14 protein-coding genes are annotated in these 18,822 nt (G+C 69.4%); 10 read left to right on the top strand and 4 right to left on the bottom strand.

All coding sequences use genetic code 11. The features are described from left to right. Nucleotides 1–90: 90 nt before the first annotated feature. The 5 genes from DELCS14_RS07930 to DELCS14_RS07910 all read left to right on the top strand — a co-directional run bounded on the left by DELCS14_RS07930 (nt 91) and on the right by DELCS14_RS07910 (nt 7,457). Nucleotides 91–1,071 carry an NADPH:quinone oxidoreductase family protein gene (locus DELCS14_RS07930; protein WP_013801164.1) on the top strand — a complete coding sequence of 327 codons (981 nt, stop codon included), beginning with the start codon at nt 91–93 and terminating at the stop codon, nt 1,069–1,071. A 58-nt stretch (nt 1,072–1,129) separates the two neighbouring features. Beyond that, nucleotides 1,130–2,728 (top strand): GGDEF domain-containing protein, encoded by a 1,599-nt coding sequence (locus tag DELCS14_RS07925; protein WP_013801163.1) that lies wholly within the window; start codon nt 1,130–1,132, stop codon nt 2,726–2,728. A gap of 60 nt (nt 2,729–2,788) precedes the next feature. Continuing rightward, nucleotides 2,789–4,423 carry an alkaline phosphatase D family protein gene (locus DELCS14_RS07920; protein ID WP_013801162.1) on the top strand — a complete coding sequence of 545 codons (1,635 nt, stop codon included), beginning with the start codon at nt 2,789–2,791 and terminating at the stop codon, nt 4,421–4,423. A 137-nt stretch (nt 4,424–4,560) separates the two neighbouring features. Then, on the top strand, nt 4,561–5,790 hold the full coding sequence (gene gltS / locus DELCS14_RS07915; protein WP_013801161.1) for a sodium/glutamate symporter: 1,230 nt from the start codon (nt 4,561–4,563) through the stop codon (nt 5,788–5,790). Nucleotides 5,791–5,813: 23 nt separating this feature from the next. Then, nucleotides 5,814–7,457: a phospholipase D family protein gene (locus tag DELCS14_RS07910; RefSeq protein WP_013801160.1), complete on the top strand. Its 1,644-nt coding sequence runs from the start codon at nt 5,814–5,816 to the stop codon at nt 7,455–7,457. Between the two features lie 16 nt (nt 7,458–7,473). On the opposite strand, the gene DELCS14_RS07905 is transcribed toward DELCS14_RS07910, so the two are convergent. Next, nucleotides 7,474–8,796 carry an FAD-dependent oxidoreductase gene (locus DELCS14_RS07905; RefSeq protein WP_013801159.1) on the bottom strand — a complete coding sequence of 441 codons (1,323 nt, stop codon included), beginning with the start codon at nt 8,794–8,796 and terminating at the stop codon, nt 7,474–7,476. Between the two features lie 397 nt (nt 8,797–9,193). On the opposite strand from DELCS14_RS07905, the gene DELCS14_RS07900 reads away from it, so the two are divergent. Genes DELCS14_RS07900 through DELCS14_RS07890 form a run of 3 tightly spaced genes read left to right on the top strand, consistent with a single transcriptional unit; the run spans nt 9,194 to nt 10,610 of the window. Beyond that, nucleotides 9,194–9,469: a ParD-like family protein gene (locus tag DELCS14_RS07900; protein ID WP_012206835.1), complete on the top strand. Its 276-nt coding sequence runs from the start codon at nt 9,194–9,196 to the stop codon at nt 9,467–9,469. Next, entirely contained in the window at nt 9,466–10,272 is an 807-nt protein-coding gene (map, locus tag DELCS14_RS07895) for a type I methionyl aminopeptidase (protein ID WP_013801158.1), read from the top strand. The genes DELCS14_RS07900 and map overlap by 4 nt, the downstream gene beginning before the upstream one ends. Nucleotides 10,273–10,274: 2 nt before the next feature. Continuing rightward, on the top strand, nt 10,275–10,610 hold the full coding sequence (locus tag DELCS14_RS07890; RefSeq protein WP_012206837.1) for an SMR family transporter: 336 nt from the start codon (nt 10,275–10,277) through the stop codon (nt 10,608–10,610). A gap of 27 nt (nt 10,611–10,637) precedes the next feature. On the opposite strand, the gene DELCS14_RS07885 is transcribed toward DELCS14_RS07890, so the two are convergent. The 3 genes from DELCS14_RS07885 to DELCS14_RS07875 all read right to left on the bottom strand — a co-directional run bounded on the left by DELCS14_RS07885 (nt 10,638) and on the right by DELCS14_RS07875 (nt 15,566). Next, the gene (locus DELCS14_RS07885; protein WP_013801157.1) at nt 10,638–12,284 is read right to left on the bottom strand and encodes an acyl-CoA synthetase; all 1,647 of its coding nucleotides are present in this window, start codon (nt 12,282–12,284) and stop codon (nt 10,638–10,640) included. A 471-nt stretch (nt 12,285–12,755) separates the two neighbouring features. Further along, nucleotides 12,756–14,228: a hypothetical protein gene (locus tag DELCS14_RS07880; protein ID WP_013801156.1), complete on the bottom strand. Its 1,473-nt coding sequence runs from the start codon at nt 14,226–14,228 to the stop codon at nt 12,756–12,758. 3 nt (nt 14,229–14,231) lie between these two features. After that, nucleotides 14,232–15,566, bottom strand: coding sequence for an SPFH domain-containing protein (locus tag DELCS14_RS07875; RefSeq protein WP_013801155.1), 1,335 nt, complete (start codon nt 15,564–15,566; stop codon nt 14,232–14,234). 276 nt (nt 15,567–15,842) lie between these two features. On the opposite strand from DELCS14_RS07875, the gene DELCS14_RS07870 reads away from it, so the two are divergent. Next, nucleotides 15,843–16,568 (top strand): response regulator, encoded by a 726-nt coding sequence (locus DELCS14_RS07870; protein WP_012206841.1) that lies wholly within the window; start codon nt 15,843–15,845, stop codon nt 16,566–16,568. Further along, on the top strand, nt 16,565–18,787 hold the full coding sequence (locus tag DELCS14_RS07865) for a HAMP domain-containing sensor histidine kinase (RefSeq protein ID WP_013801154.1): 2,223 nt from the start codon (nt 16,565–16,567) through the stop codon (nt 18,785–18,787). The genes DELCS14_RS07870 and DELCS14_RS07865 overlap by 4 nt, the downstream gene beginning before the upstream one ends. Nucleotides 18,788–18,822 lie beyond the last annotated feature (35 nt).

Raw genomic sequence — 18,822 nt, 5'->3', positions numbered from 1 at the left:
TAGGCGGGCGTCTCGTCGCCCGAGGGACAGGAGGCATTCCCACCACACTCCTATCATCGGCCAGGCATTCAATCACAGGAGACAACCACCATGCACGCTTGGCTTTGCACCACGCCCACAGGCGTCGATCAACTGCAGTGGACGCAGCTGCCCACGCCCACGCCGGGCCCTGGGCAGGTACTGCTCGAAGTGAAGGCGGCCAGCCTGAACTTTCCCGATCTGCTGATCGTGCAGAACAAGTACCAAATGAAGCCTGAGCTGCCGTTCGTGCCGGGCTCGGAATACGCGGGCGTGGTCCAGGCCGTGGGTGAGGGCGTGAGCCACCTGGCCGTGGGCCAGCGCGTGGCCTGCCTGTCGGGCACGGGTGGCTTCGGCACCCATACGCTGGCGCCGGCCGCGCTGTGCATGCCGCTGCCAGACGGTTTCAGCTTTGTCGATGCTGCGGCCTTCATCATGACCTATGCCACCTCGCACCATGCGCTGATCGACCGCGGCCAGCTGCGCGCGGGCGAGACCGTGCTGGTGCTGGGCGCGGCGGGCGGCGTGGGCACGGCCGCCATCCAGATCGCCAAGGCGGCGGGTGCGCGTGTGATCGCAGCGGCCTCCACCGACGAAAAGTGCGCGCTGTGCAAGGCACAGGGCGCCGACGCCACCATCAACTACAGCCAGGGCGATCTGCGCGCCGCCATCAAGCAAGCCACCGACGGCAAGGGCCCCGACGTGGTCTACGACCCCGTGGGCGGCGACTTCGCCGAGCCGGCCTTCCGCTCCATCGCCTGGCGCGGCCGCTATCTGATCGTGGGCTTTGCCGCAGGCCCGATTCCTGCCCTGCCGCTGAACCTGCCGCTGCTCAAGGGCGCATCGCTGGTGGGCGTCTTCTGGGGCGAGTTCTCCCGGCGCGAGCCCAAGGCCAATGCGGCCATGATGCAGGAGCTGGCACAGTGGTACGGCCAGGGAAAGATCAAGCCCGTGATCGACCGCACCATGCCCATGGCCGAGCTGCACGCCGCCTATGCGCGCATGGGATCGCGCCAGGTGCAGGGCAAGCTGGTGATGGTCAACGAGCAGTGAACCGGGCGCTGGCCATGCCACACTGGAGGGCATTGCATTCTGAAACAACTGCCCACCCATGGCCGAGCGCTCCGCTTCCGAACTGGCACGCGAAACCCTGCGGCAACTGGCGCTGAACCGCCTGCCGCCCACCCCGGAAAACTACACCCGCCTTTATGAACAGGCGGCCGGCGAGCCCGGCCCCGCCAGCTTTCCCCAGGGCCCGCTGCGCCATGTCCATGCGCTTTTGCCAGCGCAGACGCCCGGACAGAAGCGCCTGCGCGACCAGTTGGGCGCCGCCATAGAGCGCAGCGACTGGCAAGGGCTGCAGCAGGTCATCACCGCCTATGCCAACGCGGCCCTGCAGCCGCCCGCCCATGAGGCCCGGCCCGTGGAGCTGCCCGTGCCGCCGCCCGTTCAGGCCCTGCCCGACGACCTGACCCAGCAGTTGGCGCGGCGCTTCGAGGCCTTGTCCACGCTGCTGGACACCCAGGACACCAAAACCCGGCAACTGCACCAGCAGCTGATGGAGCAGCTGCAATCGCCGCCCGTGGATGCCAAGGCCCTGGCGCGGCGCCTGCACGACCAGCACTACCAGCTGTCGTTCGCCATCGCCGACCAGCTTCAGGTCCTGCAGTTGATGCAGGAGTTGCTGCAGACCCTGGTGCAGCACCTGGCCCAGGACCCCACGCATGGCAGCTGGCTGGTGCAGCAGCTCACGGCCATCGAGCAGGCCATCACCCCGCCGCTGTCGCCCGCGCCCCTGGCCGATGCACGGCGCGAGCTGCAGACCGTGATCCACCGGCGCCTGCAGCTGCAGGACGGCATGGCCGCCGCGCAGCAGGCGCTCAGGGACATGCTGGGCGGCTTCGTCCAGCACCTGGCGCAGATCACGAGCAGCAACGAAACGCTGGGCGCCCGCATGGAAGAGGCGGCACGCCAGCTGGACGGCATCCAGCGCCTGGAAGACGCAGCCCCGCTGCTGCAGCAGGTGCTGGAGGCCACGCGCACCATGGCCGCCGGCAGCCGCGTGGCCCAGGAGGAGCTGCAGGCGCTGCGCGCCCATGTCGATGCCTGCGAGGCCCGCATCGAAACACTGCAGCAGGAGCTGGACGAGGCCGCGCGCCGCGCACGCCACGACCCGCTGACCGGCCAGCTCAACCGCCTGGGCGTGAGCGAGGCACTGGACCGCGAGGTGGCACGCGCACAGCGCCATGGCCAGCCGCTGAGCGTTGCCCTGGTCGACATGGACGGCATGCAGGCCCTCAATGCCGAGCTGGGGCATGCCATGGGCGATGCCGCGCTGGTGCATGTGGCCCAGTTGGCGCGCCAAGGGCTGCGCCCGGAAGACGTGGTGGGCCGCTATGAAGGCCAGGCCTTCGTGCTGCTGCTGCCGCAGACCCCGGAGACGGCGGGCGCCCAGGCGCTGCAGCGCCTTCTGCAGCTGCTGGAGCAGGCGCCTTTGCCCGCATCTGCGCAGACCCCAGGCCAGCCCGCACCCCGGCCCCTGAGCTTCAGCGCGGGCGTGGCCCAGTTGCAAAGCCACGAAAACGGCATGGACGTGCTGCGCCGCGCCGACACCGCCATGCTGCAGGCCAAGGAGCGCGGCAAGCACTGCATTGCCACGGCATCAGGCGCACAATGGCAGCCAGTTGGAAATGCAGGCGCCGGCCTTTGATCCACCCAAGGCCACGCCCCGTCTTTCCCCGCTTTTTTGCGCCACCTGCCCCGAACCGCCATGCACCTGCCCTTCAGCGCCTCCGTCCCTGCACCGCGGCGCCAGTTTCTGGTCGGCTCGGGCCTGGCCACGGCGCTGGGCCAGTTGCCTGCCTGGGCCCGGCTGGGCGAGCGGCCTGCGCACAACCCCTTCACGCTGGGCGTGGCCAGCGGCGACCCCGAACCCGACAACGTGCTGCTGTGGACGCGGCTGACGCCACCGCTGGCCCAGCTGGGCGAGACCGACACCACGGCCATGCCTGCGCTCAAGATCCGCTGGGAGCTGGCGCACGACCCGCTGTTCCGCCAGATCGTGCGCAGCGGCGAGGCCATGGCCCAGCCCGAATGGGGCCACGGCGTGCATGTTCAGGTGGGAGGACTGGCGCCCGACCGCTGGTACCACTACCGCTTCATGCTGGGACAGGCGGTCAGCGGCACGGGCCGCTGCCGCACGGCGCCCGCCCCCGGCAGCATGCCGCAGCGCCTGCGCCTGGCCTATGCCTCCTGCCAGCGCTGGGAGCACGGCTACTACGCGGCCTGGCGCCAGGTGGTGCAGGATGCGCCGGACCTGGTGATCTTCCTGGGCGACTACATCTACGAATACGCCACGCCCGCCATGACGCTGGGCCTGGCCCGCACGCACAACCTGCGCGCCGCGCAGACCCTGCAGGACTACCGCGACCGCTACGCCCTGCACAAGAGCGACCCGCTGCTGCAGGCCGCGCACGCCCTGTGCAACTGGTCCGTGGGCTGGGACGACCATGAGGTGGAGAACAACTACGCGGGCGACCAGGGCCAGGGCGATGCCGCGCGTTTCCTGGCCCGGCGCATGGCCGCCTGGCAGGCCTTCTACGAAAACATGCCGCTGCGTGCCAGCGCGCTGACGGGCGCCGGGGCATCGCATGGCGGCGGCGGCCTGCAGCTGTACCGCAGCCTGCAATGGGGCCGGCTGGCCCGGCTGCATCTGCTGGACGGCCGCCAGTACCGCAGCGCCCAGGCCTGCCGCATCGAGGGCGAGGCAGACAAGGGCAGCGTGCGCCCTGCGCAATGTGCGGCCCTGTCGGATACGGCGCGCAGCTTCCTGGGCTGGACGCAGGAGCAGTGGCTGTACCGCCAACTGGCCGAGGACGCACGCCACCAGGGCAGCGAGGGGCCGCGCTGGAGCATCCTGGCCCAGCCCACCCTGCTGTCGGCGCACCGGCCGCCCTCGGGATCGCAGGCCACGGACAGCTGGGACGGCTACCCGGCCGCGCGCCAGCGCCTGGTGCGCCACCTCACGCCGGGCGCCCAGCCCACGCCGCGCAACAGCGTGCTGCTGGGCGGCGACCTGCACCAGAACTACGTCTGCGCCGTGCATGCCGATCCCGAGGCCGCGCCCGAACGGCGCAACCCCATCGTGGCCAGCGAGTTCTGCAGCACCTCGATCACCTCGCGCAGCGGCACCACACAGGCCAAGGTCGATGCCATCGTCGCCCACAACCCGCAGGTGCTGTACGCACGCTGCGAGGAACGCGGCTATGGCCTGGCAGACATCACGCCCGAACGCTGGACCAGCGAGCTGCGTGCCGTGGCCAACCCCATGCGCGCCGACAGCCGCATCTACACGCTGGCCCGCTTCACCGTCGAGGACAGGCGGCCCGGCCCTGTAGCCAGCTGACAGGGCACTGACACAGGGCACGACCGAAGGGCACTTTCAGCAGGCCTCGGAATCAGTGGCTATCCTGACATCGCCACCCGGCATGCCGCCTATCGTATGGTGAGCTGCCTTGCCCCGCCCACCAGAACACGGAAGCCATGCACCTGACTTTCAGCGCCTACTACACCCTGATCTTCGCCGCCCTCGTCCTTTTGCTGGGCAAATGGCTGGTGCAGCACCTGCGCCTGCTGCGCGAATTCAACATCCCCGAGCCCGTGGCCGGCGGTCTGGTCGTCGCCGTCGCCCTGTTCGTGCTCAACCAGACCCTGGGCTACACCTTCAGCTTCAGCAGCGAGCTGCAGATGGCCTTCATGCTGGTGTTTTTCTCCTCCATCGGGCTGAGCGCCAATTTCGCCAAGCTGCGCGAAGGCGGCCGTTCGCTGCTGCTGTTCCTGGCCGTGGTCGCCGTCTTCATCGGCCTGCAGGACCTGGTGGGCGTGAGCCTGGCCACGATGCTCGGGCTCGACCCGCTGTTCGGGCTGATCGCAGGCTCCGTCACCCTGACGGGCGGCCATGGCACGGCAGGCGCCTGGGGCCAGGTTTTCGAGCGCGAATACGGTATCCAGGGCGCCGTCACGCTGGGCATTGCCTGTGCCACCTTCGGACTGGTGATCGGCGGCCTGATCGGCGGCCCGCTGGCCAAGGCCCTGATCACGCGCCGCAGGCTTGCCGTGCACGACCCTGCAGCCGCCCCCGAAAAACAGCCCCCGCTGGGCGAAAGTGCAAGCCACGGCGGCTTCGAGAACCCCGAGCAGACGCGCCTGATCACCACCAGCGCGGCCATAGAAACACTGGCCCTGTTCGCAGGCTGCCTGGGCTTTGCCGAGTTCATGGCGCAGTTCACCGCCGGCACCCTGTTCTCCCTGCCCACCTTCGTCTGGGCGCTGGCAGGCGGCGTCGTGATCCGCAATACGCTGGACTATGTCTTTCACTTCCAGGTATTCGACCGGGCCATCGACGTCTTCGGCAATGCCTCGCTGTCCATCTACCTGGCCATGGCCCTGCTGTCGCTCAAGCTGTGGGAGCTGGCGGGGCTGGCGGCGCCGCTGATGGTGATCCTGGCGGCCCAGACCCTGGTGATGGGCCTGTATGCCGCGCTGGTGACCTTCCGCATCATGGGCAGCAACTACGATGCGGCCGTGCTGGCCGCCGGCCACTGCGGTTTCGGCATGGGTGCCACGCCCACGGCCGTGGCCAACATGCAGGCCATCACCAACCAGTACGGCCCCTCGCACAAGGCCTTCCTCATCGTGCCGATGGTGGGCGCCTTCTTCGTCGACATCGTCAATGCCACGGTGATCCAGCTGTTCCTCCGCTGGCTGCACTGACCACCGCAAACACCGAACGCCCCATGCCCCTGCTGCGCCGCGCCCTTGCCACCACCCAGGCGCTCGTCCTGGCCCTGCTGCTGGCAGGCTGCAGCCTGCCACCGCTGGCCGGCCGCAGCGAATCCACGGCGCTGCCGCCCGAGGCCGCCCAGGCCACGCTGCTGGGCCAGGCGCTGGCACCGCTGCTGGACCAGCATCCGGGGCTTACCGGCATCCACGCGCTTTCCGATGCACGCAACGCCTACGCGGCGCGTGCACTGCTGGCCCGCGTGGCCCAGCGCACGCTGGATGTGCAGTACTACATCTGGCGTGACGACACCACGGGCCACCTGCTGCTCGACGAACTGCGCCAGGCCGCCGACCGGGGCGTGCGCGTGCGCCTGCTGTTGGACGACGGCGGCACGGCGGGGCTGGACACGCAGCTCAGCGCGCTGGACCGGCATCCGCAGATCGAGGTACGGCTGTTCAACCCCTTTGCGCAGCGCACGCCCAAGGCGCTGGGCTATGTGACGGATTTCTCGCGCACGCAGCGGCGCATGCACAACAAGAGCTTCACGGCCGACAGCCAGGCCAGCATCGTGGGTGGACGCAACATCGGCGACGAGTACTTCGCGGCCACCGACGGCGTGCTGTTCGCCGACCTGGACGTGGTCGCCATGGGGCCGGTGGTGGCCGATATCGCGCACTCGTTCGACCAGTACTGGGCCAGCGCCTCGGCCTACCCCGTGGCCAGCCTGCTGCCGCCGCTGCCCGACTATGCGGTGGCGCGTGCCAGCGAGGCCCTGGCCACCGAGGTGCAGCGCCCCGAGGCCCAGGCCTATGTGCGCGCCGTGGCGCAAAGCCCGTTCACGCAAGAGCTGCTGGCCGGCCGCCTGCCGCTGCGCTGGGCCCGCGCCACCCTGGTCAGCGACGACCCGGCCAAGGTGCTGGGCCAGGTGCCCAGGCAGGGGCTGCTGATCACGCAGCTGGCACCCGCCATCGGCCAGCCGCAGCGCCAGCTGGACCTGGTCTCGCCCTACTTCGTGCCCACCGAGGCCGGTGTGCGCGCCCTGGCCGGCCTGCGCCGCCAGGGCATTGCCGTGCGCGTGCTCACCAACAGCCTGGAGGCGACCGACGTGGCCGTGGTCCACGCCGGCTATGCCCGGTACCGGCGCCCGCTGATCGAGGAAGGCGTGCAGCTGTACGAACTGCGCCGCCAGATCGGCGAGCCGGACACGCCCACCGCCGATGCAGGCACACCCCGGCAGGGGCTACCGTCGCCCGCCGCGTCCTCGGGCGGGAAGTCGGGCGGGAAGGCGGGCGTGGGTTCTGGCAGCCGCCCCGGCAGCTCGGGCTCCAGCCTGCATGCGAAGACTTTTGCGGTCGATGGCGAGCGCATCTTCGTGGGCTCGTTCAACTTCGACCCGCGCTCGGCCCACCTCAACACCGAAATGGGCCTGCTGATCGACAGCCCCGAGATGGCTTCGCAGATGAGCCGCATGCTCGACCAGAGCCTGCCGTCCGCCGCCTACCACGTGCAGATCGATGCACAGGGCCGCCTGAGCTGGACCACGGAAAGCGGCACGCCGCCTGAGCCACTCACCACCACCACCGAGCCCGGCAGTAGTGCATTCAAGCGCCTGATGCTGCGCGTGCTGGGCTGGCTGCCCATCGAGGGGCTGCTTTGATGCCGGGCCCGGCCGCTCAGTCCAGCCGGATCGACGGGCGCAGGCGCGAATTCATCAAATCGATCAGCCACAGCAGCCCCCCGCGCCAAAAGCCGTAGATGCGGGCCTGGTGCGAGCGGTACAGCATGATGTGGCTCAGCATGGCCATGCGCCCGCGGATCACGCCGCCGTTGAACAGGCCGAATTTGCCCAGCGATCCATAGGCGTCGTAATGGGCCAATGACACCAGGGCGCCAAAGTCGCGGTAGGCAAAGCCTTCGGGGCGGAAACCCGGCTCCTTCAGCAGGCGCGGCAGCGTCTCCACCAGATAGCGGGCCTGCTGGTGCGCCACCTGGGCGGTGGGCGGCAGCGGCACGCTGGCACCGGGCAGGGTGAAGCTGGCGCAATCCCCCACGGCGTAGACATGGGGGTCGCTGGTCTGCAGCTGGCCGTTGACCTTGAGCTGGTTGCCTTGCGTGGTCTCCAGTCCCAGCTGCGCCAGGAAGGCCGGGGCCTTCACGCCCGCTGCCCAGACGCGCAGGCCTGCGGGGACGAACTCGCCGCTGGCCAGCACGAACCCCTCTTCGCTGGCCGACTGCACGCGGCCGTTGACGATCACCGAAACGCCCAGGGCCTGCAGCCGCAGGCGCGTGGCTTCGGAAATCTCTTCAGGAAAGCCGGGCAGCAGGCGCGGCCCGGCCTCGATGAGCACGATGCCGAAGCGCGCGGCCTCGCCCAGCGCGCCGTAGGCGCGGGCGCTCTCGGCCAGCTGCACCAGCTCGGCCGCCAGCTCCACGCCCGTGGCGCCGCCGCCCACGATGGCCACGCGCAGCTGCTCGCCGCTGGTCATGCAGCGCACCATGCGCAGGCGGATCTCGCTGTTGAAGGCATCGGCCTTGCGGCGCGAGTCGATCATGAAGCAGTGCTCGTCCACGCCCGGCGTGCCGAAATCATTGGCGCCGCTGCCCACGGCGATCACCAGCCGGTCGTAGGCAATGCGCCGGCCCGGCACGATCTCGCGGCCATCGGGCGCCTCGATGGGGGCCAGCAGCACCTCGCGCGCCTCGCGGTCCAGGCCGCACATTTCGCCGGGCTGATAGGCAAAGCTGGCGTCGCTGGCCTGGGCCAGGTAGGTGGTCTGCTGCTGGGCCAGGTCGCGCGTGCCGGCTGCAATGGTGTGCAGCATGGGCTTCCAGACATGGGCCGAATCGCTGTCCACCAGGGTCACGGAGCCGATGGCGTCCGTGCGTCCCTTGCCCAGCGCCGTGGCAATCTCCAGCCCCGCCACGCCACCGCCCACGACGACGATGCGCGCCCCGCCCGATCCCGTTGCCGAACCCGCTTCTTGTTCCTTGCCCATTGCTGCTCCCTGCCGGAAGGCCCGGCCGGCCGCACCATGCGCCGGCTTGCAGGACATTCGCTTCCAGACAGTCTTGATTCTTGTCAGTTTGGGTAGCAGGCGACTTGCTAGGGGTAAGCCCCAGATCTGCAACAGATATCTGATAGAAGACCGCCGATCGCGCAAGGCCCAGTCTTGTACAGGACCGCGCTGCAGGAAAAACATCATCCCTGCCGGATGGCCAGCCGGACGTGATCATTGCGCTATCAACACAAGAGCATCCGCCCCGTCCGTCACGCAGTATTGCCGACGACATGACGGCCTGCATCTGCAGGCCTGCACGAATGTCCCGCCGCCGGGCCCGCGATTTGCGATTGTCAATATACGAAACGTATATTCCCCGTATGATCGCCACCCCATGGGAATCGTCAAAATATCCGACCAATTGCACGACCAGATCCGCCTGTCCAGCGCGGCCCTGGGTCGATCCATCAACGCCCAGGCCGAGCATTGGCTGCGTGTCGGCCAGCTGGCCGAACACCATCCCCATCTCGACTACGCAGGCATCTGCGCCCTGCTGCTGCAGGAGGCCGCGGCCACGCTGAAGCTGGGCGAGCCCGAAGCGGCACCGGCTCCCGCCGATACGGCAGCACGCCGCCCGCGCCCCGTGCGCCTGTCGGGAGGCCTGCAATGAGGGGCGCCAAGCTGCGCAGCGTCCCGCTGCACGATGCCCTCGATATCGGGCAATCACGCAAGGCCGGTGGCCTGGCCGCCCGTGTCCTGCAGATGCTGGTGCCCTACGTGCAGCCGGGCGTCAGCACCGAGCACCTGGACAAGCTCTGCCATGACTTCATCGTCGATGAACTGCGCTGCGTGCCCACCAATGTGGGCTACCACGGCTTTCCGAAGACGGTCTGCACCTCGCCCAACCACGTGGTCTGCCACGGCATCCCCGACGCCCGGCAGATCCTGCGCGAGGGCGACATCCTCAATGTCGATGTGGCCGTGACCACGCCCGAGGGCTGGATCGGCGACACCAGCCGCATGTACTACGTGGGCCAGCCCTCCAACCAGGCGCGCCGCCTGGTGGAGACCACCTACGAGGCCCTGCTGGCCGGCATCCGCGCCGTGCGCCCCGGCGCCACGCTGGGCGACATCGGCCATGCCATCCAGACCGTGGCCCAGCGCGAGCGCTTCAGCGTGGTGCGCGAGTACTGCGGCCACGGCATCGGCAAGGTCTACCACGACGACCCCCAGGTGCTGCATTACGGCCAGCCCGGCCAGGGCATGGTGCTGGAGGCCGGCATGATCTTCACCATCGAGCCCATGCTCAACGCCGGCAAGGCGGCCACGCGCGAACTGGCCGACGGCTGGACGGTGATCACCAACGACAAGTCGCTGTCCGCCCAGTGGGAGCACATGGTGGTGGTGACCGACACGGGCTTCGACGTGCTCACACGCTGGCCCGAGGGCACGGGCAGCTACGCGGCCATCTGAGCATGGCGTCCAACTACCTGTACCTGGGCCTGGCCATCGTCGCCGAGGTGGCGGCCACGTCCTGCCTCAAGCAGTCCGAAGGCTTCACGCGGCTGTGGCCCAGCGTGGTCACGGTCCTGGGCTACGCGCTGGCCTTCTACTTCCTGTCGCTGACGCTGCGCACCGTGCCCACGGGCGTGGCCTATGCGATCTGGTCCGGCGCGGGCATCGTGCTGATCTCCCTGGTCGGATGGCTCTGGCAGGGCCAGACGCTGGACCTGCCCGCGCTGGCGGGCATGGGCCTGATCGTGGCGGGCGTGCTGGTCATCCAGCTGTTTTCCAAGACGGCCGGACACTGAGCCGCTGCCCGCGCTGCGGCCCGGCCCTCAGCCCGTGATGGCCTGGACCGATCCGGCCTGGCGGCGCAGCTCGAACTTCTGGATCTTGCCCGTGCTGGTCTTGGGCAGCTCGCCAAAGACCACGGCGCGCGGCACCTTGTAGCCGGCCAGGTGCTTCTTGCAGTGGGCCACGATGTCTTCGGCCGTGGTCTGCGCGCCGGCCTTCAGTTCGATGAAGGCGCAGGGCGTCTCGCCCCACTTGGGATCGGGCTTGGCCACCACGGCGGCGGCCAGCACGGCCGGGTGGCGGTAGAGCACGTCCTCAACCTCGATGGACGAGATGTTCTCCCCGCCCGAGATGATGATGTCCTTGCTGCGGTCCTTGATCTGTATATAGCCGTCCGGATGCTGCACGGCCAGGTCGCCCGTGTGGAACCAGCCGCCGCGGAAGGCCTCGTCCGTGGCCTGCGGGTTCTTCAGATAGCCCTTCATGGCGATGTTGCCCTGGAACATGATCTCGCCCATGGTCTGGCCGTCATGGGGCACGGGTTCCATGGTCTCCGGATCGAGCACGCTGGCCGAGCGCTGCAGGTGGTAGCGCACGCCCTGGCGGGAATTGAGGCGCGCGCGTTCGCCGATGTCCAGCGCATCCCAGGCTGCGTGCTTGGCGCAGACCGTGGCCGGGCCATAGACCTCGGTCAGGCCGTAGACATGGGTGATGTCGAAGCCCAGCTGCTCCATGCCCTCGATCATCGACGCCGGTGGCGCCGCGCCTGCCACCATGGCCTTGACTCCGGCGGGCACGCCCTCCTTCATGGCGGCCGGCGCATTGACCAGCAGGCCGTGCACGATGGGCGCGCCGCAGTAATGCGTGACGCCGTGGTTGCGGATGGCGTCGAAGATGGCCTGCGCCTCCACCCGACGCAGGCAGACGTTGACGCCCGCGCGCGCCGCCACTGTCCACGGAAAGCACCAGCCGTTGCAATGGAACATGGGCAGGGTCCACAGGTAGACGGCGTGCTTGGGCATGTCCCACTCCAGCACATTGCTGATGGCATTGATGGCCGCACCCCGGTGGTGGTAGACCACGCCCTTGGGGTTGCCCGTGGTGCCGCTGGTGTAGTTCAGCGCGATGGCATCCCACTCGTCGGCAGGCAGCTGCCAGTCGAAACCGGCATCGCCACCGGCCACGAAATCGTCGTAGTCCAGGCTGCCCACCTGCTCGGCGGCTGGGCCGTACAGTGCGTCCTCGACCTGGATCACCAGCAGCGGCGCGCTGCGCTGGCGCAGCTTCAGCGCCTTGGCCACCACGCCCGTGAACTCCGGGTCCACGATCAGCACCTTGGCCTCGCCGTGGTCCAGCATGAAGGCAATGGTTTCCGCATCCAGCCGCGTGTTCAGCGCATTGAGCACGGCCCCCGCCATGGGCACGCCGAAATGCGCCTCCACCATGGGCGGCGTATTGGGCAGCATCACGGCCACGGTGTCGTTCTTGCCCACGCCCGCCTTGTGCAGGCTGCTGGCCAGCTGGCGGCAGCGCGAATAGGTCTCGCCCCAGTTGCGGCGCAGCGTGCCGTGGACCACGGCCAGCCGCTCGGGATAGACCTCGGCCGTGCGGGCGATGAAGCCCAAGGGGCTGAGCGGCGCATGGTTGGCGCTGTTGCGCTCCAGATGCTGGTCGTAAATGTGGGTCATCGTGGTCTCCGGTTCGCTGGGTTTTCTGGTGAGATGCCCGCCTGCCGCCGCAGGCTGGGGAAACCTGAAGATATAGCAAGACAGGCTTACACAAGCTTGATGCGCATCCACCCGGCTCGCCACCGCACAGGCCCGGATAACCAAAGCGGCATGCATGGTCTTTGCAGGGCATCACGACTTTCAGAATTTCATGGAAATTGGAAATACCTATGCAGAACAATCACTTGAGCTGCCTGCAGACGCGCCCCAGCCTGTCCCCCAGGCGACTGCACAACCACAGTCCTCTATAAGACATCATTTATCAGATGACTCGGCCGCACGGCCCCGGCTTCACTCGTAGAATCGCCGCTTGGATTCGCCGGCCAGCACCGCTGGAAGGCGAACAAGGAGTTCCTAGAGGAGTCGCCTGGCAACGCTCCAGGCATCGTTGGAGACGAGCCTGCACCCCACCGGTGCAGGCTTTTTTTTGCTTCAGCGCAGGCTCAGGGACTGGCGCTTCCAGGCTGGGTCCTGCCAGCGCTGGAACAGCGGCAGGGCCGATACATCGCCGGTCACGCGCTCGGTGGCCAGGCCGTCCAGCCGCACCACTTCGAAGCTCTTGCGGTAGCGGCCCTGGCCACGGGCCTCGCGCGCCACCAGCATCAGCTGGCCGCCAGGCACCCAGCCCGCCCATTCGGCCACGCCGGTCTCCGGGGCGGTGGCGGCCGGGGGCAGCACGTCGGCCAGCCAGCCGCCTTCGGTCTTGCGCAGCACCCACAGTTCTCGCCAGCCTTCCAGCGGCTGCACGGCCAGGGCCACGGCCGTGCCCTCGCGGTTGGTGCTGGCCGATGCAGCCCACACCACGCCATAGGTGCAGCGGCGCAGCAGCGGGGCCTTGGCGCCGTGCTGGGCGTCCACCAGCAGCACGCAGGTTTCGCCGGCAGCACCGGGCTCGGTCAGCAGCGTCGGGCGGGCTCCGGCAGCAGGAGCCGCAGCAGCAACAGGCGACAGCGCCCAGCGCACGGCGCTCACCCGCATGGCCGCGTCGTTGTAGGCGCTCTGGTCTTCATCGGGCAGCTCGGACTTGCTGACGCCCGTGAACTCGGCCAGCGCCCGGGCGGCCGATGCCGCCACGGCAGGGTCGGCCATGCTCTTGCGCGCCTGCTGAAAGGCCAGCGCCGCCCACACGCTGGCGCGGCGCATCTGCACGCGGCCGCGCAGGTAGGGCGGCAGGCCGGTCACGTCCACGCGCTCCAGCACATCGGCCTGCCAGGCATGCATGCGGGCGCGCTCATGGGCCGGCAGATCGGGATCCACGCATTCGGGCCGTGTCAGCGCCAGGGCGGCGCGGGCGCGCTGCGGCGCGTCGGCGGCGGGCATGGCCAGCACGCGGCGGAAGAATTCGCCTTCATAGCAGACCTGCATGCGGCCTTCGACCTCATAGGCCGCAAAGCGCAGGCCGTAGCCGTTGGCCACATCCAGGTGGGCCGACAGCGTGGCGCCCGAGGCCTTGCCGGGCGCAGCGGCGGAGGCGCGCCGCGCCAGCCGGTCGGCAAAGCCGCCCAGTGCGTCGAAGGCCTGCGCGCCTTCGGCGCCAGCCAGGGTCCTGGCGGGCGCGGCCTGCAGGTAGGCCGCCGCCAGGCCGATGCCCAGCGCCTCGGCACCGGGCGTGTCCTGCACGAAGCGCAGCACGGCCAGCAAGGCGGGGGCATCGGCCTCGGTCATGGCCACGCGGCGCACATCGCCGGCGCGGATGAAGCCGCCGCGCTCGCGCTTGTGGTCCCAGACCTGGAGGTAGTCCAGGCGTTCGCCCCTGATCTCCAGCACCTCGCCCTGCCACAGGCTGGCCTGCTGCTGGGCGCCATCGCGCGGCGCGGCGCGCAGGCTGGCCTGGTCCTGCACCACGATGGCGCTGCCCATGCCGGTGGCCAGCGCTGCGGCGGCCAAGGTCGATACGGTCAGCATGGCTTATTGCTCCTGAACGGCTGCGTTGGCATCTTCGGCCGCCACGGAGGCTGCGCCGGCCTGTGCATTGCGGCTGCCGCCCAGCAGGGCCGCGCCGATGAAGTCGCCATTGGTCGGCGGGGGCGCGATGATGACCTGGATCTTGTCCGAGAGCTTGTCGGCCAGCGTCTTCTGGATGAGCAGCGGGTAGCGCGTGACCAGGGTGCCTTCGCGCGCCATCTGCTCGGCGTTGACCTTGCCCAGGCGGTCCATGCGGAAGGCCTCGGCCTCGGCCAGCTTCTGGCGTGCATCGGCTTCGCCGTTGGCCTCGATGCGGCGGGCCTGGGCGCTGCCCTCGGCAGCTTTCACGCGGGCCACGCGCTCGGCCTCGGCCTCCAGCTGGCGCTGCTCGATCTGGCGCTGCTTGAAGGGCAGCACATGCTTCATGGCCTCTTCCTGGGCACGCGCCGCAATCACCTGCTCGCGTGCGGCGGCTTCGGCGGCCACTTCGCGGCGCACCTTGTCGGCATTGGCGTCCAGCTCGGTTTCCTTGACGCGCTTGTCCTTGAGCTCCAGCGTGTAGCGCATCTTCTCGGAGGCCAGCTCCTCGGCCAGCAGGCTGTCCATGCCGCGGCGGTACTCGGCGGGCAGGTCCACCTTGCCGATCTGGATGCTGCGCAGCGTGACGCCGTCGGCCGCCAGGCGTGTGCGCAGTTCGGTCTCCATGATCTGGGCGATCTCGGCGCGCTTGGTCGAGAAGATTTCGCGCACGGTGTAGCGCGCAAACACCTTGTAGACCAGGCCCTGCACGGCGGGCTCCACGATGTCGCCGCCTATGTCCAGAGGCAGGTTGCCGGCCTTGACGGCGGGCGATGCGGGATCAAGCGCATAGCGCACGTTCAGGTCCAGACCCAGGGACAGGCCCTCGACCGACTGCAGGGGTGCGCTGCCATTGGCCTGGCGCATGGCCTCCGGACGGTAGCTCTGGTCGCGCAGGGAGAACACGCGCACCGTGTGCAGGCCCGGCACCACCCACACGCTGCCATCGCGCCACAGGCTGACGGAGCCCGTGAACTGGTTCAGGCGCACGCCCAGCGTGCCCTGCTCCAGGTGCTGCACGGGCGGGTTGCGCACCACCACCAGACCTGCCGCCACCACCACGGCGCCGATGGCCAGCCAGCGCACGGTACGTGCCGTGGGCAGCAGGACTGCCCAGTCCACGGGCTGGCGGCGGGGCGCGTTGCCCGGCAGCGTTGCAGCATCGGACCCGGCTGCGGGCGCGGCAGTGCCGGCTTCGTCCAGGCGGGCGGACTTGCGGCCCGTCAGGGCCTGCATGATGCGGTTCCAGGTGGCTTTCATGGTGTTCTCTCTCTCGGCTGTGATGGCTGTTGTTGGCTGTTGTTGGCTGTTGTTGGCTGTTTCTGAGGCACCGGAAACAGGGGTGGCTCATTGAGGACCGATTGTTCGGATCCACCCCGGAAGCAACAACGCGGCGGGCGGCCCAATGCGTTCACGGCGCCAGCGCAAACGCTCCGGCCCCGGAAGAAAAACTCACACCCGAGCCGGCGCAGGGCCGAGATAATCCCGCGAACACCGCCACGGCGGCCTCCCCCGACCCCACCACTGCACAGCCCCATGACCCGTATCGCCGTGATCGAAGACGACCTGCCCACCAGCAACCAGTTGGCGGGATGGATACGCAGTGCGCGCAGCGGCATCGTGATCGACCAGTGGTTCACGCGCGACGAGGCCGAGGCCGCCCTGGCGCGCGAGCACTACGACGCCGTGGTGCTGGACATCGAGCTGGGCCGCGAGCGCCATGCGGGCGTGGCCCTGATCAACGCCATCAACAAGCTGGGCCAGGGCACGCCGGTGCTGGTGGTGTCGGCCATGCCGGCCGCCATCTACCGCAGCATCATGAAGGCGCTGGACGCCTGGGACTACCTGCAAAAGACCACCTTCGAGGAGGCGGACTTCATCGAGACCTTCCTGGACATCCTGCGCACCACGCAGCGCGCGGCGCCCGTGGCCGCGCAGGCCGCCGCAGCGCCCGCAGGCGACGCCCTGGTGCTGGACCCGCTGTGGCAGCGCACGCCCACCTGGCGCGGCGAGCGCATCAACCTGCCGCTGACTGCCCAGCGCATCCTTGCCACGCTGCACCAGCGCAGCGGCGAAGTGGTGTCCTACGACGAGCTGTTCGAGGTGGTCAAAAGCGGCCGCAACCGCGACAACGTGCGCAAGCACGTCAGCACCATCCGCGAGGCCCTGCGCGAGGTGGACCCGGGCTTCGAAGGCATAGAGAACGTGCCCATGCGCGGCTTTCGCTGGGTGGGCCAGGCCGGCGCCGCCGTCCGCACATGAAGCGCCTGCTCAACCCCAGGCTGGAGCTGCCCCGGCTGGAGGTGCCTCGCCTGGGCCTGGCCGCCTTCCGCCAGCGCATCCTGCTGCGCGGCGTGTTCGTGCTGCTGGCAGTGGCCACGGTGGCGCTGAGCGTGGTGGTGCTCAAGGACGAGAAGGAACGCGCCTGGCAGGCCTACCAGCACGGCTTTGTGCGCAGCCAGGCCGAGGTCATGGCGCGGCTGCGCCATCCTTCGGGCCGGCTGGCCCTGCTCAACGCCGGCCACCTGGGCCAGGGCGTGACGCCGCTGGCGCCGCTGCTGCTGCCCTACGCGGCCATCGACTTCGACGATCCGCAAAAATCCCAGCAGGCCGTGGAGATGGCCGGCTGCTCGGTCCAGTACTCCGATGGCGCCTCGCTGTGCGCAGCCATTGGCAACAATCCCTACGCAGGCGGATTCATCTATCTGGTGGGCAGCTTCTTCGCAGGCGAGCTGACACCGCGCGAACGCGGCTCGCGCGAGCCCGCCCAGGCGCACCGCGCCCGCATCACGCTGGACATGCGCGGCAGCACCTACCGCTGGATCGCGCCCTATGAGGCCATGCCGCAGCAGGGCAACAAGTCCGGCAACGGCGAGCACGGCCGGCTCACCGGCTTTGTGAACAACGGCACGCCCCAGCTTGAGGCCCGCGCGCGGCCCGTGCGCGATTTCCGTGGCTGGCTCTGGCAGAACGGCCATTGCCGCGACCTGCCGCCTGGCGTGCAGGGCAGTGCGGGCAATGACAAGACGCCCCCTGCAGCCGACTGCCTGCGCCGCACGCACTACTCCATCCGCCTGCCGGTCGAGCTGTTCCGCGAAGCCCTGTTCCGCAGGGACGTGCGCCCCGTCTGGCCGCCTGAAGACCTGGGCAGCATGCGTGTGCGCGTGGAAATGCTGGCCCCCGGGGACACGGAGCCGCCGCTGTTCGACAGCAACTCGCCTGGGGCGCAGCTGGCAGCCTCGCTCAACGACATCTCGCGTAGCCTGCTGCCGGGCGAGCGCGTGCAGATCCGCAAGGTGGGCGCCGACGAGGCCAGCGCCATCACCCTCAAGGGCGTGGATGTGCAGGCCGCGCCGTCGGCGCCCTGGCTGCTGCGCCTGATCAGCTGGCTGCCGCTGGATGCAGCCGGCGTCTCCGCCGCCACCATGACCCCGGCCGTGCCCACGGGCCAGGACATTCTGGACACGCCCACGGGCAATTACACCGTCAGCTTCACCGGCCACCCGCGCGATGTGGAGCAGGGCCTGGCCGCCGTGGCCACGCGCCTGTCCTGGTACCTGGGCGCCATGCTGGCCGCCATTGCGCTGGCCTGGCTGATCGTCGAGCTGGGGCTGATCCGCCGCGTGACCGCCCTCACCCGGCGCGCCGCCGCCGTGTCGTACAACGTGCAGGACGGCCATGTCGGCCCGCGCCTGGGCGACCTCGAAGTGTCGGACCTTCGTGGTTCCGACGAGCTGGGCATTCTGGCCGGCGGCCTGGCGGACCTGCTGCAACGCGTGAAGGACGACCTGCAGCGCGAGCAACTGCGCGCCCAGCAGGAACGCGACATGTGGCATGCCGTGGGCCACGAAATCATGTCGCCCCTGCAATCGCTGATGGTGCTGTACGGCCCCGACGACCCCGGCCACCGCTACGTGCAGCGCATGCAGCAGGCCGTGCATGTGCTCTACGGCACGGCATCGCCGGCCGAGGCGCTGCAGGCCGCCAACGTGCCCGAAGGCCGGCTGGACCTGAACGCCTTTCTGTCCCACGTGGCCGCCAACGCGCACTTTGCGGGCATTGCCAACGTGGTCTACGAAGGCGGGAGCGGGAGCGGGGGCGGGAACAGGGACGTCACGGGCGCCGTGATCGTGCGCGCCGACGAGTTTGCGCTGGAAGACGTGGTCACCCACATCCTGCGCAATGCCGACAGCTACCGGCCCGCAGGCACGGCCATCACGCTGTCGCTGTCGGCCTCGGAGTCCGCCGCCAGCGCCACGCTGCACAACCAGGGCGCCACCATTGCGGAGGACCTGCTGGAGCGCATCTTCGAGCTGGGCGTGTCCGCCCCCCAGGAGCCGGCGGCCGCCGGCGGCGCCGAGCACCGGGGCCAGGGCCTGTTCGTGGCCAGGACCTACATGGCCAAGATGGGCGGCACGATCAAGGCGCACAACACGCGCGGTGGCGTGGCCTTCACGCTGACCTTCCAGCGCCTGGGCTGAGGGCCGGGCACCGCCGGCCAGTGCCCCCGGGGCAC

This window comes from Delftia sp. Cs1-4 (assembly GCF_000214395.1).
Classification (GTDB): domain Bacteria; phylum Pseudomonadota; class Gammaproteobacteria; order Burkholderiales; family Burkholderiaceae_C; genus Comamonas; species Comamonas acidovorans.
Note: the sequence above shows the minus strand (reverse complement) of the source record. Positions and strands in the feature narration are given on the sequence as shown.